Here is a 23264-nt window from a genome sequence, read left to right on the forward strand (position 1 = left end):
GAACCTAATCGCTGCTCGGAGGTACGGCGGGCGAGAAGACGCAGTACATCCGCAACCGGGTGTCGGCGATGATCGTGTGACGCTCATGGCCGTCGAGCACGGTTCCGGTGATGTCATCGGTGGTCCGCACGATCATTGCCGGTTCCTCCTTCGCTGGTCGCGGGAATTGCCGTGGGCGCGGTGCGCAGGAAATGCAGGAGTTCGCCGGTGGCCTGCCGGGCTTCGGGGATGTTCTTCATGATGAAGTTGTGGATCATGCCGGGGTATTCGTGCAGTTCCACCGGCACTCCGGCCGCGGCACCGAGTTCGGCGACCCGCCGGGCGTCGGGTAGCAGGATGTCGCGGTGGCCGATGAAGACGATGGCCGGTGCGATACCGGTGAGGTCGGCGAACGCCGGACTGATGTGCGGATCGTCGAGAGCGCGTTCGCCCGCATACCAGCGCCCGGCCTGTTTCAGGCCGGAGACGCCTAGTTCCGGGTCGCGGTCGTCGAGATCCAGCGACATCGGGTCGTCGGTGGCCAGATCGATCCACGGGGAGAACAGCGCGAGGGCCCGCGGCTGTGGCCGGCCACTTTCGTACAGGTGGCGGGCCAGGGTGAGCGCGAGGGTGCCACCGGCCGAATCACCGAAGACGATGCGGTTCTCCGGCGCGGTCTCGCGGGTGACCAGCTCGTAGGAGTCCTCGACCATGGGGACGATCGCCCGGTGGTCGCATTCGGGCGCCAGCGGGTACATCGGCAGGCTGTAGGTGCAACCGGTCTGCTCGACGATCCGGGCCGCGAACCGCCAATGATGCGGTTCGGTCGATTCGACGAAGCCGCCGCCGTGCATATGGAAGATATGCCACGGCGAGCCGGGGCCGCCCCGCGGTGCGATCGTGAACACGGGATGGCCGTCGACCTCCCGGCGCGTCACGTCGTACTTCGCGGTGATCCGCCGCGGCGGCCGGGAACGCTTCTGCACCTGGTGCCGCGGTAGTCCGGCGCGCATGGCCGCCGGGTCGGCGTAGAACCGCTTACTGTGCCACAACCGCATCCGCGCGATCAGCGCTCGCGCACGCAACGACGTCATGGTGCGCTCCGCAGCACCCGGGCGCGCCTGATCCCCAGGCCGGCGCCGGAATGAGTACCCGAGTCGGGCATGGTCGTCCTCCCGTCTCATCGCTGTCCGAGCCCGGCGGGCACGTTGCCTCTTCAGGCGCGTGCCACCTCCGGTCTGTCCGATCGGCATTACCGCTGCGGCGGCGACTAAACAGGTGCGGCCGGTAACACGCGGTGTCCACCGGGCTTGCGGGCTTCGGCCGGGCTCGATCTTTCATGCGTTTACCGGGGTTACGCCTGCCGGGTTATCGGCGTACGGTCGGCCATGGAGAGCTTTATGTGGCCTGAGCCACATTTCTACGTCACGGCTATGGCCGCATCCTGTCCGCCCGTGAGCGGGCGATGCCGAACGAGGAGTGCCCATGAAGTGCGGAATGCGGATGGCAGGGGCGGTCGGCGTGGGCTATGTCCTGGGCCGGACCCGCAAGATGAAGCTGGCGTTGATGCTGGCCGGTGTCGGATTGAGTGGCCGGGGCGGGCCGCAGGCGGTGCTGGAACGCACGACCTCGGCGGTTTCGTCCTCCCCCGAATTCACCAAGATCGCCGAAACGGTGCGCGGCGAACTGCTCGACGCCGCCCGGGCCGCGGCCGTGACGGCCGCGAGCAACCGCATCGACTCGCTGAACACCCGGCTGCAGCGGCACGGCGACCTCGGCCGAGAGCTCGGCGACGCGGCCCCGGACCTGGACACGGAGGACGAATACGAACCGCCCGAGGACGAACCGGCCGAGGACGGCGAACCGGCCGAACCCGCACCGGACAAGAGCCGGACCGCCACCCGCGCCCGGCCGGCCGCCACCCGGCGATCCGGTGAGCGCCGGGCACGGACGCCGGCCCGCGCCACCGCCTCGGCCGCTTCCCGCCGCGGGGACGACGCCGGCGGGACGGCCACCAGGGCCGCGCCCGTCCGCCGGACGAGGCGGTGAACGCCATGTCGACGAAAGCTCCCTCGGGACAACTGCAGAACTCGCTGCAGCAGCTCGCCGCCACGATCACCGAACGCGCCGTCTCCGGGGTGACGGACCGGCTGTCCGGAACGACCGAACGGCTCACCCAGGTGGCCGAGGGCGGCGGGAGCGGCTCACTGCTGTCGGCGGTGACCGGCGCGCAGAAACTCGCGGAAGGTAAATCACCGCTCTCGGCCGTCCTGAGCACCGGTGCCGAGAAGATCGGGCACTCGGTCAAGGAAAAGTTCGGGGCCGCCGAAGACGCGTTGACCGGCGGAAAGGGAAAGGGCTCCGGCGGTAAGAAGCTGAAGCTGACGAATATCGTCGAACATATCGACATCGGCGTGCCGATCGATCTCGCCTACGACCAGTGGACCCAGTTCGCCGACTTCCCGAAGTTCATGAAGAAGGTCGAAACCGTCGACCAGGTGTCGGACGAGAAACTCGAATGGTCCGGCAAGGTGTTCTGGTCCAAACGGAGCTGGCAGTCCACGATCGTCGAGCAGGTCCCGTTCGAACGGATCGTCTGGCGTTCGAAAGGGCAGAAGGGCTATATCGACGGCGCGGTGACCTTCCACGAGCTCACCCCCGACCTCACCCGCGTCATGGTGGTGCTCGAATACCACCCCGCCGGTTTCGTCGAGAAGACCGGCAATCTCTGGCGGGCCGCGGGGCGGCGGGTCCGGCTGGAACTCAAGCATTTCCAGCGGCAGGTGATGACCGACAGCGTGCTGCATCCCGAGGATATCGTGGGCTGGCACGGTGAGATCCGCGATCGCGAGGTGGTCGAGGACGACGAGACCGCCCGCCGGCGCGAACAGGACGATACCGCCGAGGGCACGGAGTCGGACAGCGGCCCGGAGGCCGGCGAGGACCTCGACGACGAACCGCTCGACGAGGCACCGGCCGACGACCAACCCGCCGACGAGACACCGGCCGACGACGTACCCGACGACGAGGCATCCGGCGCGGAGGCATCCGATCCGCAACCCACCGGGAAGCGTGCCCGCACCCCACGGCCCGCACCCCGGCGCCGGTCCGCGACCGGAACCCGTGCGAATGCCCGGCCGGGAGCGCGGCAATGACTGTGGAACCGGTCGGGGGCGCCGGCGGCGGGGGTATGACGGCCCGGCCCAATTCGTCGAGCCTGGCCGATGTCGTCGACACCATTCTCGACAAAGGCCTGGTGATCGACGCGTTCGTCCGGGTATCGCTCGTCGGCATCGAACTGCTGACCATCGACGCCCGGGTGGTGGTGGCCAGCGTCGATACATATCTGCGTTTCGCCGAAGCCGTGAACCGGCTCGAAATCTCGAGTAGTGAACCGACCGGCCTGCCGGGTCTGGTCGGGGATATCACCGAGGGCGGCGCCGAGCGCAAGACCAAGGGCGCATTGGAGGCCGCGGGCGAAAAGGTCGTGGACTTCTTCGACGATGTCGAGAGCCGCCGGCAGGAGCACAAGAACCGATGACCAGCGAACAGGCCGGCGAGCCCCACGCGGCGGACGCGGGCGGAGACCACGTCGTCTACGTCTACGGCATCGTGCCCGCGGATGTGGAGCCCGAAGCCGGGGCCGCCGGCATCGGGGATCCGCCGAGCGCGGTCGCCGTGCTGCGGTCCGGCGAGATCGGCGCCTTGATCAGCGATATCCCGCAACGCCCGCTCGGCACTCCCGAGGATCTGACCGCCCATTCGGAACTGCTGGACGGTTCGGCGGCCGTCGCTCCGGTCGTGCCACTCCGGTTCGGTGCGGTGATGTCCGACAGGGAGTCGGTGGAAAAGCAGCTGCTGCAACCGAACCACGACGAGTTCCGGGCGGCGTTGCGGGAGCTGGAGGGTCGCGCGCAGTTCGTCGTCAAGGGCCGCTATGTGGAGGCAGCGATCCTGCGGGAAGTGCTCGACGAGAATCGCGAGGCGGCCCGGCTGCGCGAGCAGATCCGGGGCGCACCGGAGGAAGCCACCCGCGACGCGCGAATGACACTGGGCGAGATCATCTACCGGTCGATCGCGGATAAACGGGCGGCCGATACCCGCCGCGCTGTCGACGCCGTGGCCGGGGTCCGGCCGGCTGTGGCCGAACGGCCACCCACGCACGATCAGGACGCGGTTCACCTCGCGATCCTCGTCGAGCTGTCCCGGCAGCAGGAACTGGAGCAGGCGCTGGCCGAACTCGCCGGACACTGGGACGGCCGGGTCGAGCTGAGCCTGCTGGGCCCGATGGCGGCCTACGACTTCGTGATGAAACGCGAACCCGAGGGCTGAGCCGTGGGCTTGTTGTCGTCATTGTTCACGTTGCCGCTGGCACCGGTGCGTGGGGTGATCTGGCTGGGTGAGGTGATCCAGGACCAGGTCGAACAGCAGCTGCACGATCCCGCGGATATCCGGCGCGAACTCGATGAACTCGAAGCGGCCGCGGCCGCGGGCCGGCTGTCGGAAGCCGAACACCGGGCGGCCCAGCAGCAACTGCTGAACCGGCTGATCCGGCCGCCGGACGACCCACCGGCGGGAAGGAGTGATTCCAGGTGAACGAGGCCGAATCCGCACCACCCCCGCTCACGGCAGCGCAGGCCGGGGCCACGGCGATCGATCAACTGGCCGAGCTGACCCCGAAACAGATTCTGGGCGCCACCTCCACCGAGCCGACGGAGGACGGGTGGCTGGTGGAAGTGGAGGTGGTCGAGGATCGCCGCATCCCCTCCTCTGCCGACATGCTCGCGCTGTACGAGGTGGAGATCGACCCGGACGGAAATCTGCTGGCGTACCGGCGGACCCGGCGTTACGCCCGCGGCAGCGCCGATATCGGCGGACGGGGAATGCGATGACGGTCGTGGGTGGTGGTGGTTCCTCGGTACCGCAGCCGTACGGCGGCGAGCACCGGTCGTCGAACCTCGGCGATATCCTCGAGCGGGTTCTCGACAAGGGGCTGGTGATCGCCGGCGATATCCAGGTGAACCTGCTCGATATCGAGCTGCTCACCATCAAACTCCGCTTGGTGGTGGCCTCGTTGGAGACGGCGAAGGCCGTGGGGATCGACTGGTGGGAAACCGACCCGTGGCTCAACAGCAATGCCCGCGCGCTGGAACAGCGGCAGGATCACGACCTCGCACTCGAGAACCGCAAACTACGCGACCGCATCGCCGAGCTGGAAGCCCGTACCGAGCCCAGCCCGTCGCTGGAACGTCGCCGCGAACTCGAGGAGCAGGACCGTGACTGACGGTCTGGGCGTGTGGCTGTACGCGGTGGCGGGCACCGAAGTGTCTACCGGAGCGCTCGGTGACCTCACCGGTGTGGCTGGCGAGACCCCGCGACCGGTGCGCTCGGGAGAGCTGACCGCCGTCGTCGGATCGGTGCCGCTCGCGGTATTCGGCGATCAGCCGCTGCGCCGCAATCTCGAGGATCTGGACTGGCTGGAGGCCACCGCCCGGGCACACGATGCCGTTATCTCCGCGCTGCTGCGGCGCGGTCCGGTGATCCCGCTACGGCTGGCCACGGTCTTCCTCGACGAGGAGCGGGTCCGGCACCTGCTCGGGGAGCGGCGTGCCGATTTCGAATCGGCGTTGACGCTGGTGCGCGGCCGGACCGAATGGGGTGTGAAGGCCTACTGCGACCGCTCGGCGCTGGCCGCCGCGGTGGCGGAGTCCGATACCGCCGGCGCCGGTGCCGGTAAGGGCACCGCCTATCTGGCCAAGCGCCGCGCGCAACTGTCGGCCCAGGACACCGTGGAGCGCGACGCCGCCGCGCGGGCAGAGGAGATCCACGAGCAGTTGGTGCGGCACGCCGCCGCGGGCCGCTGCCAGCCGCTGACGGATCCGGTGCTGCACGGGCACCGCGACTGGCTGGTCCTCAACGGCACCTACCTCGTCGACGACACCGGCGCCGGCGATTTCGCCGCAGTGGTCACCGAACTCGACCGGGCCTTCCCCGGGATCCGCCTCGAACTCACCGGGCCCTGGCCGCCGTATTCGTTCGCGGGCGTGGACCGGGCCCTCGCATGACCCGCCCCGGCGGCGAACGCCGCGTCGCGCTGATCGATCTGCTCGACCGGGTGCTGGCCGGCGGAGTGGTCATCTCCGGGGATATCCGGCTCTCGATCGCCGATGTCGATCTGGTCCAGATTTCCTTGCGCGCGCTCATCTCCTCGATCAAGACCCTGTCCGGCCCAGCGCTCGAACCGGTCGCACGCGAGCCCCTGGAGCCCGCGCCCCATGACTGAATTCGAGGGGATCCCGCCCCGTATCGACGCGGACCCGGAATCGGTGGAACGCGGTCTGGTCACCCTCGTGCTCACCCTGGTGGAACTGTTGCGGCAGCTGATGGAGCGGCAGGCACTGCGGCGGGTGGACGAAGGCGATCTGACCGACGCGCAGATCGAACGGATCGGTACCACGCTGATGCGGCTGGAAGAACGGATGGACGAACTGCGCGACCATTTCGGCCTCACCCCGGAGGACCTCAATATCGACCTCGGCCCTCTCGGCACCCTGCTCCCCCGGGAATGATGGGTATTGCATTTTTCCATCGCACGACTCAAACTCGTAATATCCACGCCGCACCGATCCGGTTCGCCGTCCACGAAGGAGAACAGTCGCCGTGCCGACCCATCACGTGACCAATCAGGTCCCCCCGCTGGTCGATTACGATGCCGCCGAGGTGCCCGTCATCCTCGAGGCGCTGGAACGCGGCGGCGCCACACACGCCCTGGACGAACTGCACGAGATCGGCCGGCTGGCCGGTAGCGCGCACGCGCAGGAACTCGGTGATCTCGCCGAGGAGCATCAACCGGTACTGCAGACCCACGACCGGTACGGGCACCGCATCGACGAGGTCCGCTACGACCCCAGCTACCACGAACTCATGCGGCACGCGGTCCGCTTCGGGCTGCACGGCGCCCCGTGGGCCGATACCCGGCCCGCCCCGCATCTGGTGCGCGCGGCGAAGACGAGCGTGTGGTCGCAGGTCGACGCCGGGCACGGCTGCCCCATCTCGATGACCTATGCCGTCGTGCCGGCCCTGCGGGCCAACCCCGAACTGGCCGCCCGGTACGAGCCGCTGCTCACCAGCGCGGAATACGACCCGGTCCTGCGCCCGCTCGCCGACAAACCCGGGCTGATCGCCGGTATGTCGATGACCGAGAAACAGGGCGGCTCCGATGTCCGCGCGAACACCACCACCGCGGTCCCGCAGGCGGACGGCTCCTACCGGATCACCGGGCACAAATGGTTCACCTCGGCGCCCATGTCGGATTTCTTCCTGGCCCTGGCGCAGGCACCGGGCGGGCTGTCCTGCTTCTTCGTACCCCGCGTCCTGCCCGACGGCACCCGCAATCCGTTCCACCTGCAGCGGCTGAAGAACAAACTGGGTAATCACTCCAACGCCAGCAGCGAGGTCGAATACGACGACACCGTCGCCTGGCTGGTCGGCGACGAGGGCCGCGGCGTGCCCACGATCATCGAAATGGTCAACTTGACCCGGCTGGACTGCACGCTCGCCTCGGCCACCGGAATGCGCACCGGAACGATCATGGCGATCCACCACGCCCTGCACCGCCGGGCGTTCGGCGCGAACCTCGTCGATCAGCCCCTCATGCGCAATGTGCTGGCCGATCTGGTGATCGAGGCCGAGGGCGCGACCACGGCCGCGCTGTGGCTGGCCGAACTCACCGACCGCGCCACCGCGGGCGACGAGGCCGCCGATCTGCTGCGCCGCATCAGCCTCGCGGTGAGCAAGTACTACGTGTGCAAACGCGGGCCCATCCACGCGGCCGAGGCGCTGGAATGCCTGGGCGGCAACGGCTACGTCGAGGAATCCCGCATGCCGCGGCTGTACCGGGAAGCACCGCTGATGTCGGTATGGGAGGGTTCGGGCAATGTCGCCGCGCTGGACGTCCTGCGCGCGCTGGCCAAACAGCCGGCCACTCTGGGCGCTTTCCTGGACGAGGTCAAGCAGGCCGCCGGTGCCGATGCCGCGCTCGATACCGCGATCGGCCGGCTGGAAGCCGAGTTCACCGATCCGGAGACCCTGCCGCATCGCGCCCGCCGCATCGTCGGCGATATGGCCCTGGTACTACAGGGCTCGCTCCTGGTCCGCTACGGGCATTCCGCTGTCGCCGAAGGTTTCACCCGCACCCGCCTCGGCCACGACCGCGGCGATGTCTTCGGCACCCTGCCGGTGGGCCTGGACACCGGTGCGATCATCGAACGCCTGACCCCGAAGCTCGGCTGACCGCGTTCACCTCCGTCCGCAGTATCCCTGGCGAGGGTGCCGAAACGGAGAATCGCCGGCGCTACCTCGACCTCGGCCACCGAAGCCCGGCCGGGGCCCTGGTAGCGCACCGGCAACCCGATGGCCGGCACCGATACCCGCCGCGCCGCTCGGCGCGGCGAATTCATCGGGCCGGAAGCGGTTTGGTTTCGATCAGGTTCGCGGCGAAGCCCTGGAACTCGGTAACGAACATTTCGTAGCGCTCGCGGATGAGCTGCCCCGGCCAGTCCGCGGGGAGCAGTTCCGGGGGTAGCACCGGATCGTCGAGAAGATGACGTACGGTCGCCGCCGCCACCGCGAACCGGGTGCCCATGGCCTCGGCGTCGCCGAGGGCCGCGAGCAGTTCCCGGGCCCGCTCTGCCCAGCGGACCGGAGCGAACAGCCGGTCGGCCAGCGTGATCGCCGGTTCCTCCGGCTGTCCCGTGAACAGGCTCACGCGCTGCCGCGCCGCGCCGGGCAGCTCGACGGCGATATTGTCCGGCCGGCACCAGACGCCTTCGCGTAATTCGCCGAACCGGGCCAGTCGCAGGGTTTCCCGGAACGCGGCGCGATCGGTGGAATCCGCGGCGCCGACGGTCACGATCGCCAGGATCCACCCGCCTTCCCATACGCGTGGATCCGGGGAGATCGCCCGATCCTGGCGGCGCTGGCGTTCGGCGAGCCGCTCCGAGAGCCGGTAGGTCGCGTCGGCGCCGCGTTCGAGATCACCGGCGGCGACCATCCGGGTCAGCGCGGCGCGCACGGCCGACTCCTGCAACCCCAGCCCGGTGCCGACCCGCACGATCCAGCCGGCCGGAGCCTGCGCCGGGTGGGAACCGAGCAGGACGCTCAGGATCGCCGAACGCGCGGTGAGCGCCCGGACCCGGGCAGGAGTGCCAGACATGGGCTGATCGTATCGACCGCGTGCCGAACGGGTGCTCGCGCGACCACCGGCAGCGAGTGACCGTGCCGGCGCCCGCGGTCAGCAGACAGCAGGTCCGGTCAGGGTCGGTGCGGCGGAAACCGGTGGAATCACTTCGAGCAGCCCGGGGACCGGCCGGACAGTTCCGAGCAGCGGTGCGGCCCCCCATGGACCGCGGCGTCGGCGAAGCGCGGGTTCGAGCGCGGCACGACCTATCCACCCGCCACACCGGCATCAGCAACGGGCCGGCTCGATCGAGACGGGGCCGGCCGATAGTCGGCCGAATGCCGTAGGCACGCCGCGGACCGGCGGCCGGGCGGTTCGACGACCAGCGCACGCATAGCGCACCACGGACCACGACCGGAGGAGCGCGGCGAGCCCCCTCTACCCGCCGCGCTCGGCCGGTTGTGCCCGCGAGCCGAAGCAACCCGAGTGCGGTCCGAATCCTGTCGACCGGCCCCGGATACACCCGCCCGCACCCACGGTTGGTACCGCGAAGGGCTGTGGTGGCGAGGAGAATCGAGTGCATGCCGGCCCTGCTCGATCGGTACGACGGCATGCCGAAGGCAGCCGGGATACCGGACCAGGCGCGGGCAGGGCCCCGGTGGGGGGCGTCTGCAAGGCTCAGGGGAGCCTGCGCGAAACGTCCGCGGCCCGGGAGGGTGGCCGGAAGGGGCCGGCCCTCGAGGTGGACGAGCGGAACGCCGATCGACTCTAAACGATCTTGCAGAAGGTCGCAATGCGAGCGGCTAGCCGCCCTCTACCAGCACATTCCCCGCTTCGTCCTCGATTCCGATCGGCTCGGGATGGACCAGTACCAGCCCGAGAGTGCCGGAAACGGCCGGGTCGATCATCCGGCCGGCGAAGCGCGAATGGACCCACCCGCCCGTCAGCGACCTACTGCGGGTGCGCATGGTGGAGCGCACTATGCCGTGCGCGGCGAGTTCGGTCAGCAGGCCCGGGATCCGCGCGATGTCGTCGGGATGCAACCCGGGTGTCTGCCCGGTCGAGACGCCGTGGCCCGCCCACTTCGGATAGCCGGTCAGCCATTGCAGTACGCACGGCGCCGGCCAGCGGCTCTCCACGACAGCTCCGAACATTTCGGCGGTCTCGGTGATCGCCATCGAGACGGTGGCGTCCAGGAGCTCGAACCCCAGGTCGGCCCGATCCGCAGTGGCGGTCGCGTCCTGGAGGATCACCCGCACCCGCGGTCCGGAATCGGTGCGCAGATAGCGCTGGGCGTAGAGCAGAACTCCCACGGCGCCGTCGGTACGGCGGACGATCACCGACCCCGAGGACCGGTAGCCGGGCCCGGCGGTGAGCAGGTCCTCCCACAGCCGGACGAGATCGGCGATGCGGGCCACCCGCTGGAAGAAATCGAGGGGCCCGTAGACGGCCCGGTCGCGTTCGACGGCCGGGACTCCGGCCAGATCGAGGAACTCCGGTGTCACGTGCAGGCGCGGGGCGCTGTCGGGGAACATCTCCCAGTGCCCCACCGCGCACGGGGCCGCCCGGGTGGTGTCGGCGAGATCGGTGCCGGCGACGATCTGCACTGCGGGGACGCCGTGGTCGGGGCCGGAGACCGGGGCCGCCAGGTAGGTGACTCCGGTATCGGCGGTGCGCACGGCCGGGCGCCCGTCCGCTTCGACCTCCCGGATCAGCCGCTCCACCAGCGCCTTCTCCTGGCCGCGCAGGACCGAGGACACCCGCCGGAAATCGCGCGGCCGCCCACCGGCCGCCACCACCTGCGGTTCGGCGCCGGGCACCAGTTCCACCAGCAGATCGAGATCGAGATCGGTCATCGGCGTCGCCTCCTACTCCACGCTCGGCGGTGCACAGTCTGTCATGGTCACGTGACCGCCCCGGCGCACCGGCGCGGCTCGTCGATCGATGCGACCCAGCTCCCGCCGCATACGTCTGGACAGCTGTCTGGACGTCTGATTGCGGGCTGCGGTAGCGTTTCAGCGGATCGGCTCCCGCGCGCGGATACAGCCGGTCGCCGGGAGTACAGAAAGGGCGTGATGCCAGCAATGCCGAACACCGAGGGACCCCTACAGGGGCAGGTCGCAATGGTCACCGGGGCCGCCCGCGGACAGGGTCGAGCGCACGCCCTGCGCCTGGCCCGCGAAGGTGCCGACATCATCGCGATCGATATCTGCGCGCCCGTCTCCGAGACCGTCACCTACCCGGCGCCCACGCCCGCCGATCTCGACGACACCGCGAAAGCGATCTCCGATATCGGCCGGCAGGTCCTGGCCCGCCAGGTCGATATCCGCGACCTGGCGGCACTGCAGCAGGTGGTGGCCGACGGTGTCGCGCTGTTCGGGCGGCTGGACATCCTGGTGGCCAATGCCGGGGTGCTGAGCTGGTCCCGGCTCTTCGAGATGACCGAGGAGCAGTTCGACACGGTGGTCGGGGTCAATCTGAACGGCACCTGGCGCACGATCCGCGCCGCGGTCCCGGCGATGATCGAGGCCGGTAACGGCGGTTCGATCATCATCGTCAGTTCGTCGGCGGGTGTGAAGGCCACGCCGGGCAACGGCCACTACGCGGCCTCGAAGCACGGCCTGGTGGGTCTCACGAACTCGCTGGCGCTCGAGGTCGGCGAATACGGTATCCGGGTGAATTCGATCCACCCCTATTCGGTGGACACCCCCATGATCCAGCCCGAGGCCATGGCGACCCTCTTCGGTGCACATCCCACGTTCCTGCACAGCTTCCCCCCGGTCCCCTACCAGCCGGCCGGCGGCCACGGCGACGGGCGCAACGGTTTCATGTCCCCCGACCAGGTCTCCGATGTGGTCGCCTGGCTGGCGGGCCCGGCTTCGGCGACCAGCAGCGGCAACCAGATCGCCGTCGACGCCGGCGCGCTCAAGTACTGAGCGAAGTACCGCGGCACGTACACCGAGTGGCCCCCGCCGCTCGAGCGCCGGGGGCCGGTCGCGCGGCGGCATCACGCCTGCGCGAGCAGGCGGGTGCTGCTGCGCCGGAACGCCCAGACCACGACCACCGCGGCAAGTACCGTCAGCGGCGTGCCCATCGCGATCTTGGCGACGGCCAGCCAGGTTGTGGAGTCGGCGAGATACAGCCATTCCTTCACCACGAACCGACCCCCGAAGACGACCGCCGCGGCCAGCGTGGCGATATCGTGCGCACGCAGTACCGACTTGTCGGCGCGCCAGCGATGCGCGTTGCCGTGCAGCAGATTCCACACCACCCCGGTCAGCGGACGCCGGGCGAGCACCGAGGCAGAGGTGACAACGAACCCGGCCAGCGCCGCCCAGATTCCGACCACGAAGAAATCTTTCGCCGAGCCGGTCCACAAGACGATGCCCACCGCCACGGCCAGACCCAGCAGCCCGCCGATCGCCGCGGCGAAGCGTTCCCCGCGCAGCAACCGGAACACGGTGAGCACCACGGCAACCGCGATCGATACACCGATCGTCACCGGCAGCGACACCACGGCGTTCGCGGCCACGAAGACGACGACCGGAACCGTCGAGTACACGAATCCCAGCGGCCCGCCGAGCTGGTCCAATACAGTCGCCCCGGCCCCGGCCGGTACGGCAGTGCCCGGTACGTCGGCGACGGGCGCGGCGGACGGTCCGGTCTCACACGGATTCTTCTGGTCGATCATGGTTTCCGTCCTTCCGACGGTGACGATGCGTGCTCGACAACCAGGAAAACCTGTGCCGTAACGGCATGGTCAAGTGAACATCGTTGCGGCAACGGTGGAACCGGATCCTGTGGCGCTGTCCGGGCGCGGACTCAGCCGTGGCCCCAGCGCACGACCAGTCGGGTGACAACCATCCACAGAGTGGTATGCCGCGCTCAGTTCTCCAGGTAGGCGACGAGCGCGCCGATCAGGCCGTCGAGGGCGTCGTCGAGATCGCCGTAGGTACCCAGTGTGCGTTCCGAGGTGATCCCGCGCATGGCGGCGGGGATCAGGGCGGCCACCTGCCGGATTTTCACCGGGTCCACGCCGAGGTCGGCGAAGGCACGTTCACAGGCCTTGTCCCAGTTGGGTTTCCAGGAGGCCAGTTCGGCGGCGGTGCGCGGGTAGTCGCGTTCGAGTTCGGCATGGTCGCGGGGCAGCGCGGCCCGCAGGGTTTCGATGGCGAGTGATTCGGGGCGGCGCAACCCCGTGGCCATCGCGTGGATCAGGGCGGATACCCGATCCCGCAGCGTGCCGTCCGCCGCGAGCCCGGCGGGCAGGTCGCCGCGTTTGTCGGCGGTATGGCGCAGCACCGCGGCCCACAGGCCGTCGATATCGCCGAATTGGTACTTGATCACACCCCAGGTCGCGCCGATATCGCGGGCGATGCGGTTACCCGAGACCGCGGCCGGGTCGCCGGTGGCCAGCGAGGTGATCGCGGCCTCGAGCATGCTCTCGCGGGACGCGATCCCGCGTTTGTTCGCGCGCCGAGGACCCACCACATCTGTCACGCGGCCCGATTGTACTGGTGACAGCGCGGCCCAACCAGTTTCACAGAACCCTCTTGTTTTATTTCACAGAGGCTTCTATGCTCGGGATCGCCACGCGCCGGACCCCTCGCACCAGGTCGCGAATGGCTCCCGTTGCGCCCCTCGCCGAGCCCGGAGGATCGAGATGGCAAAGCCGCCGCTGTCGATGGAGCCCACCGGCTGGTTCCAGGTCGCCTGGTGCGCGGAGATCCCCGTCGGCGCCGTGCACAAGATGAAGTATTTCGGCCGCGAAATGGTCGCCTGGCGCACGGCGTCGGGACAGGTCGCGGTTTTCGACGCCTACTGCGAGCACCTCGGCGCCCACCTGGGTTACGGCGGGCGCGTCGACGGTGAAAACCTGGTGTGCCCGTTCCACGGCTGGGAATGGAACCGGGAGGGCCGCAATGTGTGCATCCCGTACGAGAACCACCCGAACAAGGGCCGCCGTATCCGCAGCTACCCGGTCGCCGAACGCAACGAAGCCGTGTGGATCTGGTACGACACCGCCGGCCGCGCACCCTACTTCGAGGTCCCCGATATCTTCACCGCGTTCGGCGACCACCGGACCGCCGCCGACTACTACCCGCCGGTGCCCGCGGCCACCCTGTTCCGGCCGGGCCTGGAACTGCATCCGCAGTACGTCATGGAGAACGGCGTCGATTTCGCACATTTCAAATTCGTGCACAAAACGCCGTTCGTCCCGGAATTCACCCGGCACGATTTCGCCGGCCCCGTCTCCTATGTCGACTTCACCATCGCCTTCGACGAGAACATCCGCGAAGACCAGGTCAACAGTGGGGTCGAATCGATCAACGCCGGGCTGGGCTGTTCGATCACCAAGAGCTGGGGCATGATCGACAACCGCACCATGCCCGCGGTGACCCCGGTCGACGACCGCACCTGCGATGTCCGGTTCACGGTGTGGATCGGCCGCAAACCCGGCGACGACAGTCCGGAGATCGGCCGCTACGGCAAGACGATGGCCGATTTCGTCATCGAACAGTTCGACGCCGATATCGAGATCTGGTCGCATCAGCGCTACTCGGACCCGCCGGCCCTGTCGCGCAAGGAATTCGACGGTTTCACCGCCCTGCGGAAATGGGCGGCGCAGTTCTATCCGGACGGCGCACGCACCGAGCAGACGACAGAAAGGTCCATCCGATGAGCACCTCCGAGAAGATCCGGGTTTTCCAGGTGGCGACCGGCAACCTGGGTACCGAGATGATCGGCCGGATCCGCGACCACCCGGACCTCGAACTCGTGGGCCTGCACTGCTATTCGCCGGACAAGATCGGCCGGGACGCGGGCGAGATCGTCGGTATCGGCCCGATCGGCGTCACCGCTACCGGATCGGTCGACGAGATCGTCGCCGCCCGCCCCGATGTGCTCACCTTCCACGGCGTGTTCCCCGACGAGGATCTGTACGAGAAAGTCCTCGAAGCGGGTATCGACGTGGTGACGACCGCCGACTGGATCACCGGTTTCCACCGCGACACCAACCATCCGCATCCCTCGGGCCGCAAGGTCAGCGAGGTCCTCCAGGCCGCCTGCGAGCGCGGCAATTCGACGTTCTACGGCACCGGGATGAATCCCGGCCTGGCGCAGATCCTCGGTATCGTGCACACCGCCGATGTCGCCGAGATCGAGAACATCACGGTCACCGAATCCGTCGACGTCTCCTGCCACCATTCGGTCGACACCTGGAAGGCCGTCGGCTACGGCCGCCCGGTCGACGATCCGACGATTCCCGATTCGCTGCACAAATACACCGCGGTCTTCGCCGATTCGGTGTATTTGATGGCCGACGCCTTCGACCTCGCACTCGACGAGGTGACCTTCGGTTACGAACTCGGCGCCTGCACCAAAGATGTCGACCTGGGCTGGTACTTCCTGCCGAAAGGCTCACTCGGCGCGAACTACATCAAATATCAGGGCATGGTCGACGGGGTGGCGCGGGTGGAATCGCATCTGGAATGGCAGATGACCCCGCACACCGATCCCGCGTGGAATATCAAGGGCTGCTACATCACCCAGGTCACCGGTGATCCGAATATCTACAGCAAACATATGATCTTCCCGCGCAAGGGTATGGACCTGTCGAACCCGGCGAACTTCGCGTCGATCGGGATGACGGTGACCGGTCTGCCCGCGCTCAACGCGATCAAATCCGTCGTCGCCGCCCGGCCGGGGATCATCACCAGCGCCGATCTCCCGCTGCGCAGCTTCGCGGGCCGCTTCAAACGCTGATCCGGCGCCGGAGCCGTCCGCCGGCGGCACAGCCCGGAATCGGCGCGGCCCCCGGTGCCCGGACAGAGAATCAGTGCCCGGCGGCGGCGAGCCGGTGATCGGCTTCGAGCAGCATCCAGCCGCTCAGTTGTACCGAGAGGTCGCGGCTCAGGTTCGCGGCGGTTCCGGAGGAGTCCGTGAGCTGGAGGAAGGTCCCCGGGTGGTCCGGTACCCGGACCGCGCGGGTCCAGTCCGCGCCGAACAGCGGCAGCCCGTCCACCTCCGCGCGATGCTTCCAGGCCGCCTGCGCGGAGGTGCGCACGATGTTCGCGGCGGTGCCATCGCCCAGCGCGAGCGCGGCCAGCGCGAGATACCGGGCGAAAATACCCATGAAAAGCCCGGTATCGTCGCCGGCGGCCGCGGTGATCACCCCCGACTCCGTGAGCCCGGCCTCGGCGGCGGCCACCAGTTCGGCCGCCCGGCGCCGATGCCCGGCGTCGCCCGTGCGTATCGCGAGCTCGGTTTCCAGACCGATGGCCACGCCCTGGCAGTAGGTGTGCACGGACCGGTCCACTCGCCCGCCGGGCTCGTGCACACCGTCGAGGATCAGGCCGCTCGTGCTGTCGCGTAGTCGCGTGTACAAGAAGTCCGCGAGCTCACCGGCGCGGGACACCTCGCCCAGCCGCGCCAGGGCGATACCGGTCGGGCCGATCGCCGGGGTGTTGTAGTAATCGTCGCCGATCCGCCAGGGCACGGCCCCGACCTCGGGATTCCAGCCTTCGAGCAACGCGGTGCGCAGATCGCCGACCGCGTCGCCGAACCGGATACCGAGCAACCGGTCGGCCCGCTCCAGCGCCAGCACCAGCCACGCCATATCGTCGTAGTACCGGTTGGTCCAGCCCGTGAGGTTCCGGGTGCGGATACCGCGCGCGAGGGCGGTGACCCGGTCGAGGCGTTCGGGGGTGCGGGCGCGGTGTGCCGCGTCCACCGCGCAGTCGAGCAGATGCGCCTGCCACCAGTAATGCCATTGCGCGAACACCTGTTCCGGCAGACCCCCGGGCCAGGCGAGCGCGCCCAGGCGCATCCGTGGCAGCCCCCACAGCGCCCGCACATGCCGGGTCACGATCGCACGCTCCGCCAGATCGGCCCGTTTCCCGTACTCCCCAGGACCGACGACCACCTTACGGGTGATCGTCCCCGCCTGTGTCGGTTGCGCCAGCGCCGTGAGAGTGATCCCGGCGCCCGCCGCGAACAACACACTGCGCCGGCTCATCTGTATGTTCCGGCGATCCATCCGCTCGGACCCCTCTTGCCGAAAACGATCATCTGAGCTGAAGAACAGGGCACCGGAATTCTATCCCGGTCCGGCCCTCCGCGCGCGGCGCCGTCCTCCCGGCCGGCTCCCCCGCCGCCGCTAGACCGCCGGAACCCGCAGGTCAGCGCGCGATCAGCGGTCCGGTCACCGTCAAGGGCGCCCCGGTCGCGGCCCGCACCTGATCGACGCTCACGCCCGGGGCCGTCTCCCGCAGCAGCAACGTGCCGGCACCGGCCACATCGATCACGGCGAGATCGGTGATGATCCGGTGCACCACTGCCCGGCCGGTCAGCGGCAGCGTGCATTCTTCGACGATCTTGGGCGCACCGCCGCGATCGGTATGTTCCATCACCACGATGACCCGCTCCGCGCCGTGCACCAGATCCATCGCCCCGCCCATACCCTTGACCATCTTCCCGGGCACCATCCAGTTCGCGAGGTCCCCGGTGGCCGAGACCTGCATCCCGCCGAGTACCGCGGTCCCGATATGCCCGCCGCGGATCATCCCGAACGAAAGCGCCGAATCGAAGAACGCGGCCCCGGGTTCGACGGTGACCGTCTCTTTGCCCGCGTTGATCAGGTTCGGATCCACCGCGTCTTCGGCAGGGTAGGGACCGGTGCCGAGGATTCCGTTCTCCGAATGCAAGGTCACCCGCACCGACGGATCGAGATAGCCGGGGATCAGGGTGGGCAGGCCGATGCCGAGATTCACATAGTCGCCGTCGCGTAGTTCGGCGGCGGCGCGGCGCGCCATCTCCGGCCGGCTCCAGCCGGGCCGGGTGTCGGGGCCGGTCATCCGTTCACTCCTGCCTGTTCGCGGGTGGTGCGCTTCTCGATGCGGGTCTGCTGCGGTCCGGTTTCGACGATCCGCTGGACGAAGATTCCCGGCAGGTGCACCTGTGCCGGGTCGATCTCACCCGGCTCGACCAGTCGCTCTACCTGCGCGATCGTCACCCGTCCGGCCATAGCGGCCAGCGGGTTGAAGTTCATCGCCGCCTTGTCGAACACCAGGTTGCCGTCGGTATCGCCCAGTACCGCGTGCACCAGCGCGAAATCCGCGGTGATCCCGGTTTCGAGTACATAGTGTTTGCCGCCGAACTCCCGGGTCTCCTTCGGTGGCGACGCGATCGCGACGGTTCCGTCCGGGTGGTAGCGCCACGGCAGCCCGCCGTCGGCGATCGGCGTCCCGACGCCCGCGGGGGTGAAGAAAGCGGGGATCCCGGCTCCGCCCGCCCGCAACCGTTCGGCCAGGGTGCCCTGCGGTGTCAGTTCCACCTCGAGTTCCCCGGCCAGATACTGCCGGGCGAATTCCTTGTTCTCCCCCACATAGGACGCGGTGACCCGGCGGATACGGCGCGGGCCCAACAGGATTCCCAAGCCGTGGTCGTCCACACCGCAATTGTTGGAGAACACCTCGAGCTCGCCGGCTCCCGAATCGGCCAGTGCCGCGATCAAGGCGTCGGGAATTCCGCACAAACCGAACCCGCCGACGGCGATCGTGGCGCCGTGCCCGATATCGGCGACGGCTTCCGCCGCCGATTCCACCACCCGTGTGCCCACAGGCCAGCCCTCCTCGTCTTTCACTACGCCGCGTTGCGATCGGTGAGCGAACGCGGTCGATCCAGCGCTACTCAACCAAGAGGCCAGTTCAGATGACAATAATTTCTCCACTTCAGCGGAGAACCGATCGCTCGGCGAACCATCCATCCAAGATGTGTTCACTGAATGGACGTATGCTGAGCGCGTGGAGGACAAGCCGCACGTCATCGGTCGCGCCACCGCACTGCTGCGCGCCCTCGGCGATCACGAACCGTCCGGGGCCTCGACGACCGAACTCGCGCGCGCCACCGCCGTCGCCCGCCCCACGGCCCACCGGATGCTGGTGGCGCTGGCCGCGGCGGGGTTCGCCGATCGCGACAACGCCACCGGCAAGTGGACGCTGGGCCCGGAGATCTACCTTCTCGGAGCGCTCGCCGCGGATCGCTACGATATCGCCGCCGGCGCCCGCGATATCCTGCGCGATCTCGCCCGCGAGACCGGTGAGAGCGCATTCCTGTCGGCCCGCCGCGGCGACGAAACCGTCTGCGTGGCGGCCGAGGAAGGGAGTTTTCCGCTCCGCTCCCATGTGCTACATCCCGGGATCCGGTTCCCCCTCGGCGTCGCCTCCGCCGGACTGGTGATCCTGGCGCATCTGCCCGACCGCGATATCGACGACTACCTCGGCCGCGCCGACCTCACCGGCGGCCACGGCCCCGCGCATTCCACCGCCGCCCTCCGGGACCGGATACACCGCACCCGGGTCGACGGGTATGCCACCAACCCCGGTCTGCTCGTCGAAGGCAGCTGGGGCATGGGCGCCGCCGTCTTCGACCACCGCGACGCACCCGCGTGGGCGCTCAGCCTCACCGGCGTAGAAACCCGGTTCTCCGCCGAGCGGCGGCCGGAACTCGGCACCCTGCTCCTGCGCGCCGCGCACCGTCTGACCCTCCGGCTGCGGACCCGTCTTCCCGCGAATCCGGACCGCGCCTGAGCGGTATTCCGCCCCTGGCGCGAGGGCCCGGCTGCCGACGGATACACAGCCGGCACCCGAACGGCGCCGACCGCAGCCGGCTTCGTCCGGTCGAAGTTTGCCGCGTCAGCCGGCCGGGAGCGCCGCGAGCCGGGCGCGGTGATCGCCGCGCCCCCGCTCGGCCGGTATCGGCTAACCGGCGCCGAGCGCGTCGAGAATCATCGGCCGGGCGGTGGTGATCGCCTGCTCCCAATAGGGCCAGGTGTGGGTGCCGTCGACGATATCGATCCGGGCCGCGATCCCCAGCGCCGCGACCCGGTCGCGGAAGATCTGGGCGGCCATCATCGCCATCGCCTCGAGACCCATCGCGTTCACGGTGTCGCCGAACCAGTACGGCACATCGGCGGCGCCGGGCACACCGTTGCCGGCCGAGATGTACATCGGCAGGCCACGCAGCAGTTCGGCCTGCACCGTCGGATCGTTGCGGCGCCACGCGGGATCACCGGCGGGGCCCCACATATCCTCCATATTGAACCGGCCCTCGTCCCACATCGCGACCCGGACCGCCTCGCTCCACATCGGGAATGTCGGGTTCACGAAACCGGAGAACGATCCGGCGAACTTGAACTGGTCGCGATGGTGCGCGGCCAGCGTCAGCGCCGCCCCACCACCCATGGAGGCACCCACAACGGCGTTGTTGGTGCGTGAAACACCGTATCTCGCAAGGAAATTCGGTAATTCCTCGGTGAGGAAGGTTTCCCATTTGTACGTGGTGGCCTGGCCGTTGGTGCTGCTGGGCCGGTACCAGTCGGAATAGAAACTGGAATTGCCGCCGACCGGGAACACCAGTGTCACATCGTCGCCCGCGAACCGCCCGAGCACATCGGTATCGCTGACCCACTGGCTGTGATCACGCGGCGCACGCAGACCGTCGAGCACGTAGAGCGCCGAACGACCACCGCGCGCCGCCCATTGCACCTGCACCTTCACCGGCCCCATCCCCGACGGCACCATGAGCTCCTGGTAACCGCCGGCCGGCGCCCGTAGCACCGGGGCCGCGATCGGCGCCGCACTCACCACCGCCGCGCCGGCCCCGGTCATCAGCAGTACTGCCGCGACCACCGCGCCGAACGTCCGCAGCCGCCCCCGCACCGCCCGCCGATTCTCTTCTCGCACTTCATGCCCCGTCTTCAGTTCTGATCGCTGCCGCTCACGCTACCGAAACGCCGGCGTTTCCGCCCACCAGGTATCGCGGCCGGGCGATGTGAATACGCACAGCGGTGCTACCGGGTCGCGGCCGGCGGCGACCGTTCAGCCGAATACCGCGCGGGGCTCCGGCAGGTAGGTGCGGGCCTGGTCACGCACGCCGCCCCACACCGCCATACCGATCATCGGCGTATTCGTGGCGATATGCAGTTGCCGCTGCCCGAGATCCACCACGGCGGGCACGACCACGGAGCCGAAGCTCATCGGCTTGTTCCGCACCGCGGGCAGGGCCGCGGGATGCACGCGTTCGGACACCAGCGCCGCGACCGCGGTCGAGCCACCCTTCACCCCGATGAAACCGGCCCTGCGTAGCGATTTCGAGAACTGGTCCACCGACCGGGTGAAATCGGCGACCGCGGCAGGTGTCACTTCCTCGATCTGCCCGACGCAGATCGCAAGCTCGATCGGATTGAGCGCACTCGCGATGACCTGCCCGATCCCGACCAGCGACCACACCGGCCCGACCCAGTTCTGCGTGATCTGCAAGCGCCCCATACCCATGTGGTGCGTAACAGCGTTCATATAGACCGATACCGCACCAGCCGGTCCGTGCTGCCCCGGCGCCGGCTGCGGCGGGATCTGGGCCGGCGGCGCACCATAGTGAGCCGGAGGATATCCCGGTTGCTGTGGATGCCGGGCCGGCGGATACGACTGTGGCGGCATCCCGTACGGCCCCGGCTGCGGCGGGTACCCCGGTGAACCATCCCAAGGCGGCAACGCCATCTTTCCCTCCCTGACGAAAAATGTTCCCGCCCAGACCTTATCCGCACACGGCGCCCCGCGATCCGCCGTGCTACCGGCTTTCCGGCGGGAACTTCTCGGCTCCATGTTTTTTCGTACTTCCATGGGGTATCGCGGTCCTGCGCACTCCGTGCGTACACTCCGGGCCCGCGCAGACTCGCGGCGGTCGGAACGTCATGAACGAGAAGGGTCGATGTATGCGTAAATCCATCCGGTTGTTCAGCTCCGCCGCGGTTCTCGGTGTCGCCGGGCCGGCGGCCATCTTCGCGGCACCGGGCGCCGGCGCGGCGGTGACCGGGGTAACCATCGACGCCGGACCGGAGGGCCTGCGAGCCGGATGCCCTTACACGGTGACGGCCACGGTCGACGCGCCGCCGTCCGAGGCGGGGCCGATCACGATCATCAACAGCGGCGGTGCCATCGGCGGCAACGGCAACCGGCTCGGCGAGGCCGAGTACCACCCCGATAACGGGACGGCGACATTCCGGTGGGTTCCCGAGCAGACGGGCCGCCAGAACATCACCGCACAGCAGTTCACGCCCGGTGAGTACACGTCTTCGAAGTACATCGAGGTCGATGTCCGCAGCCGCGGTATCGATACCGGAAGCGCCTGCCTGCCGCTACCGTAACCCGCGCCCGACCGGTGGTGTCCGCACCGCATCACCGGGGCGGGCCGGTCGCGCGGAGCCCGCGGTCAGAAACTGAAGGGAGTGCCGTACCCGGTCGTCTGGGCGGCGCCGCCGGAGGTCTCGGCGCTCACGGTGACGAACGGTACGGCCGAGGCCGGCGACAGGCAGCCGCCGATGTTCAACGGGGTGTTGGCGTGCGCGAACGTGTACGGGAAGGTCGTGTCCGGATTCAGCGCCGTTTCGCCGACCACCACCGGAGCCACCTCGCCCGGCGCCAGGTTCACCCCGAGTTCACCGGCGAGCGCCCCCTCCACACCGGCACTGGGCTCCACACCGACCAGCGGTGCGACCGTGACAACCGGCGCCTCGCCCTCCTCGAACGTGGTGGCGACTTCGAGTTCGGTATAGGGCGAGATCGAGGTGCCCCCACCGATCTCCGGAACGATCGCGATGGACAGGCCGTCGGAAACATCCACCGCGCAGCCGACCAGGTAGCCCACCGCGACCTTCCCCCCTTGCAGCGCCGCCCCCACCCCGTCGAGGACGACCGAGAAATTCCCGGACACCTTGGTCGCGTGGGTGAACGGCACGCCCCCCGCGACGTCTTCGGCCGGGGCGAAATTCGTGGAGTCCACCGACGCGATCAGACGCAGCCCACCCACGCCCACTTCTCCCGGCGCGGCACCGGCCGGGGTGCCGGCCGCAGCGGCGGCTACCGTCGCCGCGGCGAGCGCCGCCGTGGTGATCGAATGCTTGCGCTTCATATCGCTCCAGTCGAATCGGCATCGAGGAGGAACTTCGACAAGCGGACAGGCACACGCCGCCCTGCGTGTGCAAACCGGAACACTACCGGCGCGACTCGCCCTTACCGGTGTGGCGGCACCGGCGAGTCGCCGGCAATAT

The 23264-nt window shown here is 68.9% G+C and carries 27 protein-coding genes and 1 pseudogene; 16 read left to right on the forward strand and 12 right to left on the reverse strand.

From position 1 onward, the window contains the following. Nucleotides 1-4: 4 nt before the first annotated feature. Nucleotides 5-100 (reverse strand): annotated as a pseudogene (ectC, locus tag ACQEVO_RS22735) (L-ectoine synthase); the annotation flags it as partial. A gap of 13 nt (nt 101-113) precedes the next feature. Then, nucleotides 114-1073 carry an alpha/beta hydrolase fold domain-containing protein gene (locus ACQEVO_RS22740; protein ID WP_432916528.1) on the reverse strand — a complete coding sequence of 320 codons (960 nt, stop codon included), beginning with the start codon at nt 1071-1073 and terminating at the stop codon, nt 114-116. A 391-nt stretch (nt 1074-1464) separates the two neighbouring features. Here ACQEVO_RS22740 and ACQEVO_RS22745 point away from each other — a divergent pair, with 391 nt between their 5' ends. From ACQEVO_RS22745 to ACQEVO_RS22795, 11 genes are all read left to right on the forward strand, one after another. Then, nucleotides 1465-2028: a hypothetical protein gene (locus ACQEVO_RS22745; protein WP_432916530.1), complete on the forward strand. Its 564-nt coding sequence runs from the start codon at nt 1465-1467 to the stop codon at nt 2026-2028. A gap of 5 nt (nt 2029-2033) precedes the next feature. Continuing rightward, nucleotides 2034-3134 carry an SRPBCC family protein gene (locus ACQEVO_RS22750; RefSeq protein ID WP_432916533.1) on the forward strand — a complete coding sequence of 367 codons (1101 nt, stop codon included), beginning with the start codon at nt 2034-2036 and terminating at the stop codon, nt 3132-3134. Continuing rightward, a complete protein-coding gene (gvpJ, locus tag ACQEVO_RS22755; RefSeq protein ID WP_432916536.1) occupies nt 3131-3520 on the forward strand; it encodes a gas vesicle protein GvpJ in 390 nt (129 codons plus the stop codon). The genes ACQEVO_RS22750 and gvpJ overlap by 4 nt, the downstream gene beginning before the upstream one ends. Next, nucleotides 3517-4311 (forward strand): GvpL/GvpF family gas vesicle protein, encoded by a 795-nt coding sequence (locus ACQEVO_RS22760; RefSeq protein ID WP_432916539.1) that lies wholly within the window; start codon nt 3517-3519, stop codon nt 4309-4311. Before gvpJ ends, ACQEVO_RS22760 begins: the two co-directional genes overlap by 4 nt. Before the next feature lie 3 nt (nt 4312-4314). Then, a complete protein-coding gene (locus tag ACQEVO_RS22765; protein ID WP_432916542.1) occupies nt 4315-4575 on the forward strand; it encodes a gas vesicle protein GvpG in 261 nt (86 codons plus the stop codon). Further along, the gene (gvpO, locus tag ACQEVO_RS22770; RefSeq protein ID WP_432916545.1) at nt 4572-4871 is read left to right on the forward strand and encodes a gas vesicle protein GvpO; all 300 of its coding nucleotides are present in this window, start codon (nt 4572-4574) and stop codon (nt 4869-4871) included. The genes ACQEVO_RS22765 and gvpO overlap by 4 nt, the downstream gene beginning before the upstream one ends. After that, entirely contained in the window at nt 4868-5263 is a 396-nt protein-coding gene (locus ACQEVO_RS22775) for a gas vesicle protein (protein WP_432916548.1), read from the forward strand. Before gvpO ends, ACQEVO_RS22775 begins: the two co-directional genes overlap by 4 nt. Further along, nucleotides 5256-6044, forward strand: coding sequence for a GvpL/GvpF family gas vesicle protein (locus ACQEVO_RS22780; RefSeq protein WP_432916551.1), 789 nt, complete (start codon nt 5256-5258; stop codon nt 6042-6044). The genes ACQEVO_RS22775 and ACQEVO_RS22780 overlap by 8 nt, the downstream gene beginning before the upstream one ends. Further along, nucleotides 6041-6262 (forward strand): gas vesicle protein, encoded by a 222-nt coding sequence (locus ACQEVO_RS22785; RefSeq protein ID WP_432916553.1) that lies wholly within the window; start codon nt 6041-6043, stop codon nt 6260-6262. Before ACQEVO_RS22780 ends, ACQEVO_RS22785 begins: the two co-directional genes overlap by 4 nt. Next, the gene (locus tag ACQEVO_RS22790) at nt 6255-6548 is read left to right on the forward strand and encodes a gas vesicle protein K (protein WP_432916556.1); all 294 of its coding nucleotides are present in this window, start codon (nt 6255-6257) and stop codon (nt 6546-6548) included. Before ACQEVO_RS22785 ends, ACQEVO_RS22790 begins: the two co-directional genes overlap by 8 nt. Before the next feature lie 91 nt (nt 6549-6639). After that, entirely contained in the window at nt 6640-8271 is a 1632-nt protein-coding gene (locus ACQEVO_RS22795) for an acyl-CoA dehydrogenase family protein (protein WP_432916559.1), read from the forward strand. Between the two features lie 163 nt (nt 8272-8434). On the opposite strand, the gene ACQEVO_RS22800 is transcribed toward ACQEVO_RS22795, so the two are convergent. Both ACQEVO_RS22800 and ACQEVO_RS22805 read right to left on the reverse strand, forming a co-directional pair. Continuing rightward, entirely contained in the window at nt 8435-9193 is a 759-nt protein-coding gene (locus tag ACQEVO_RS22800; protein WP_432916562.1) for a PaaX family transcriptional regulator C-terminal domain-containing protein, read from the reverse strand. Between the two features lie 767 nt (nt 9194-9960). Beyond that, the gene (locus ACQEVO_RS22805; protein WP_432916565.1) at nt 9961-11013 is read right to left on the reverse strand and encodes a GAF domain-containing protein; all 1053 of its coding nucleotides are present in this window, start codon (nt 11011-11013) and stop codon (nt 9961-9963) included. A 228-nt stretch (nt 11014-11241) separates the two neighbouring features. On the opposite strand from ACQEVO_RS22805, the gene ACQEVO_RS22810 reads away from it, so the two are divergent. After that, nucleotides 11242-12093 carry a mycofactocin-coupled SDR family oxidoreductase gene (locus ACQEVO_RS22810; protein WP_432922925.1) on the forward strand — a complete coding sequence of 284 codons (852 nt, stop codon included), beginning with the start codon at nt 11242-11244 and terminating at the stop codon, nt 12091-12093. 71 nt (nt 12094-12164) lie between these two features. Here ACQEVO_RS22810 and ACQEVO_RS22815 read toward each other — a convergent pair whose 3' ends face one another. Both ACQEVO_RS22815 and ACQEVO_RS22820 read right to left on the reverse strand, forming a co-directional pair. After that, the gene (locus tag ACQEVO_RS22815) at nt 12165-12848 is read right to left on the reverse strand and encodes a DUF3159 domain-containing protein (RefSeq protein WP_432916568.1); all 684 of its coding nucleotides are present in this window, start codon (nt 12846-12848) and stop codon (nt 12165-12167) included. A gap of 194 nt (nt 12849-13042) precedes the next feature. Then, on the reverse strand, nt 13043-13597 hold the full coding sequence (locus ACQEVO_RS22820) for a TetR/AcrR family transcriptional regulator (RefSeq protein ID WP_432922928.1): 555 nt from the start codon (nt 13595-13597) through the stop codon (nt 13043-13045). Nucleotides 13598-13820: 223 nt separating this feature from the next. Between ACQEVO_RS22820 and ACQEVO_RS22825 the strand changes: the two genes are divergently transcribed. Together ACQEVO_RS22825 and ACQEVO_RS22830 are read left to right on the forward strand one after the other, a co-directional pair. Further along, the gene (locus ACQEVO_RS22825) at nt 13821-14840 is read left to right on the forward strand and encodes a Rieske 2Fe-2S domain-containing protein (protein ID WP_432916571.1); all 1020 of its coding nucleotides are present in this window, start codon (nt 13821-13823) and stop codon (nt 14838-14840) included. Beyond that, nucleotides 14837-15922 (forward strand): NAD(P)H-dependent amine dehydrogenase family protein, encoded by a 1086-nt coding sequence (locus ACQEVO_RS22830; protein ID WP_432916574.1) that lies wholly within the window; start codon nt 14837-14839, stop codon nt 15920-15922. The genes ACQEVO_RS22825 and ACQEVO_RS22830 overlap by 4 nt, the downstream gene beginning before the upstream one ends. 70 nt (nt 15923-15992) lie before the next feature. Here ACQEVO_RS22830 and ACQEVO_RS22835 read toward each other — a convergent pair whose 3' ends face one another. From ACQEVO_RS22835 to ACQEVO_RS22845, 3 genes are all read right to left on the reverse strand, one after another. Next, nucleotides 15993-17174, reverse strand: a complete 1182-nt coding sequence (locus ACQEVO_RS22835) for a glycoside hydrolase family 76 protein (RefSeq protein WP_432916577.1) — start codon at nt 17172-17174, stop codon at nt 15993-15995. Nucleotides 17175-17337: 163 nt separating this feature from the next. Further along, complete coding sequence (locus ACQEVO_RS22840; protein WP_432916580.1) at nt 17338-18012, reverse strand: 3-oxoacid CoA-transferase subunit B; 675 nt, start codon at nt 18010-18012, stop codon at nt 17338-17340. Next, on the reverse strand, nt 18009-18776 hold the full coding sequence (locus ACQEVO_RS22845) for a CoA transferase subunit A (protein WP_432916583.1): 768 nt from the start codon (nt 18774-18776) through the stop codon (nt 18009-18011). Before ACQEVO_RS22845 ends, ACQEVO_RS22840 begins: the two co-directional genes overlap by 4 nt. 184 nt (nt 18777-18960) lie before the next feature. Here ACQEVO_RS22845 and ACQEVO_RS22850 point away from each other — a divergent pair, with 184 nt between their 5' ends. Beyond that, nucleotides 18961-19746: an IclR family transcriptional regulator gene (locus tag ACQEVO_RS22850; RefSeq protein ID WP_432916586.1), complete on the forward strand. Its 786-nt coding sequence runs from the start codon at nt 18961-18963 to the stop codon at nt 19744-19746. A 171-nt stretch (nt 19747-19917) separates the two neighbouring features. On the opposite strand, the gene ACQEVO_RS22855 is transcribed toward ACQEVO_RS22850, so the two are convergent. Further along, nucleotides 19918-20826: an alpha/beta hydrolase gene (locus tag ACQEVO_RS22855; RefSeq protein ID WP_432922931.1), complete on the reverse strand. Its 909-nt coding sequence runs from the start codon at nt 20824-20826 to the stop codon at nt 19918-19920. Between the two features lie 210 nt (nt 20827-21036). After that, nucleotides 21037-21513 carry a hypothetical protein gene (locus ACQEVO_RS22860; RefSeq protein WP_432916588.1) on the reverse strand — a complete coding sequence of 159 codons (477 nt, stop codon included), beginning with the start codon at nt 21511-21513 and terminating at the stop codon, nt 21037-21039. Between the two features lie 416 nt (nt 21514-21929). Here ACQEVO_RS22860 and ACQEVO_RS22865 point away from each other — a divergent pair, with 416 nt between their 5' ends. Beyond that, nucleotides 21930-22361, forward strand: coding sequence for a hypothetical protein (locus ACQEVO_RS22865; protein ID WP_432916591.1), 432 nt, complete (start codon nt 21930-21932; stop codon nt 22359-22361). Nucleotides 22362-22426: 65 nt separating this feature from the next. On the opposite strand, the gene ACQEVO_RS22870 is transcribed toward ACQEVO_RS22865, so the two are convergent. After that, nucleotides 22427-23125: an MspA family porin gene (locus tag ACQEVO_RS22870; RefSeq protein WP_432916594.1), complete on the reverse strand. Its 699-nt coding sequence runs from the start codon at nt 23123-23125 to the stop codon at nt 22427-22429. Nucleotides 23126-23264 lie beyond the last annotated feature (139 nt).

The sequence above is a fragment of the Nocardia sp. CA-290969 genome, from assembly GCF_050936135.1.
GTDB lineage: Bacteria > Actinomycetota > Actinomycetes > Mycobacteriales > Mycobacteriaceae > Nocardia.

Bases quoted from the DNA above. Each gene is read 5' to 3' on its own strand.
- ACQEVO_RS22740 (WP_432916528.1), bottom strand. From the start codon at position 1,073: ATGACGTCGTTGCGTGCGCGAGCGCTGATCGCGCGGATGCGGTTGTGG.
- ACQEVO_RS22745 (WP_432916530.1), top strand. From the start codon at position 1,465: ATGAAGTGCGGAATGCGGATGGCAGGGGCGGTCGGCGTGGGCTATGTC.
- ACQEVO_RS22750 (WP_432916533.1), top strand. From the start codon at position 2,034: ATGTCGACGAAAGCTCCCTCGGGACAACTGCAGAACTCGCTGCAGCAG.
- gvpJ (WP_432916536.1), top strand. From the start codon at position 3,131: ATGACTGTGGAACCGGTCGGGGGCGCCGGCGGCGGGGGTATGACGGCC.
- ACQEVO_RS22760 (WP_432916539.1), top strand. From the start codon at position 3,517: ATGACCAGCGAACAGGCCGGCGAGCCCCACGCGGCGGACGCGGGCGGA.
- ACQEVO_RS22775 (WP_432916548.1), top strand. From the start codon at position 4,868: ATGACGGTCGTGGGTGGTGGTGGTTCCTCGGTACCGCAGCCGTACGGC.
- ACQEVO_RS22785 (WP_432916553.1), top strand. From the start codon at position 6,041: ATGACCCGCCCCGGCGGCGAACGCCGCGTCGCGCTGATCGATCTGCTC.
- ACQEVO_RS22790 (WP_432916556.1), top strand. From the start codon at position 6,255: ATGACTGAATTCGAGGGGATCCCGCCCCGTATCGACGCGGACCCGGAA.
- ACQEVO_RS22800 (WP_432916562.1), bottom strand. From the start codon at position 9,193: ATGTCTGGCACTCCTGCCCGGGTCCGGGCGCTCACCGCGCGTTCGGCG.
- ACQEVO_RS22805 (WP_432916565.1), bottom strand. From the start codon at position 11,013: ATGACCGATCTCGATCTCGATCTGCTGGTGGAACTGGTGCCCGGCGCC.
- ACQEVO_RS22810 (WP_432922925.1), top strand. From the start codon at position 11,242: ATGCCGAACACCGAGGGACCCCTACAGGGGCAGGTCGCAATGGTCACC.
- ACQEVO_RS22815 (WP_432916568.1), bottom strand. From the start codon at position 12,848: ATGATCGACCAGAAGAATCCGTGTGAGACCGGACCGTCCGCCGCGCCC.
- ACQEVO_RS22820 (WP_432922928.1), bottom strand. From the start codon at position 13,597: ATGCTCGAGGCCGCGATCACCTCGCTGGCCACCGGCGACCCGGCCGCG.
- ACQEVO_RS22825 (WP_432916571.1), top strand. From the start codon at position 13,821: ATGGCAAAGCCGCCGCTGTCGATGGAGCCCACCGGCTGGTTCCAGGTC.
- ACQEVO_RS22830 (WP_432916574.1), top strand. From the start codon at position 14,837: ATGAGCACCTCCGAGAAGATCCGGGTTTTCCAGGTGGCGACCGGCAAC.
- ACQEVO_RS22835 (WP_432916577.1), bottom strand. From the start codon at position 17,174: ATGAGCCGGCGCAGTGTGTTGTTCGCGGCGGGCGCCGGGATCACTCTC.
- ACQEVO_RS22840 (WP_432916580.1), bottom strand. From the start codon at position 18,012: ATGACCGGCCCCGACACCCGGCCCGGCTGGAGCCGGCCGGAGATGGCG.
- ACQEVO_RS22855 (WP_432922931.1), bottom strand. From the start codon at position 20,826: ATGACCGGGGCCGGCGCGGCGGTGGTGAGTGCGGCGCCGATCGCGGCC.
- ACQEVO_RS22860 (WP_432916588.1), bottom strand. From the start codon at position 21,513: ATGAACGCTGTTACGCACCACATGGGTATGGGGCGCTTGCAGATCACG.
- ACQEVO_RS22865 (WP_432916591.1), top strand. From the start codon at position 21,930: ATGCGTAAATCCATCCGGTTGTTCAGCTCCGCCGCGGTTCTCGGTGTC.
- ACQEVO_RS22870 (WP_432916594.1), bottom strand. From the start codon at position 23,125: ATGAAGCGCAAGCATTCGATCACCACGGCGGCGCTCGCCGCGGCGACG.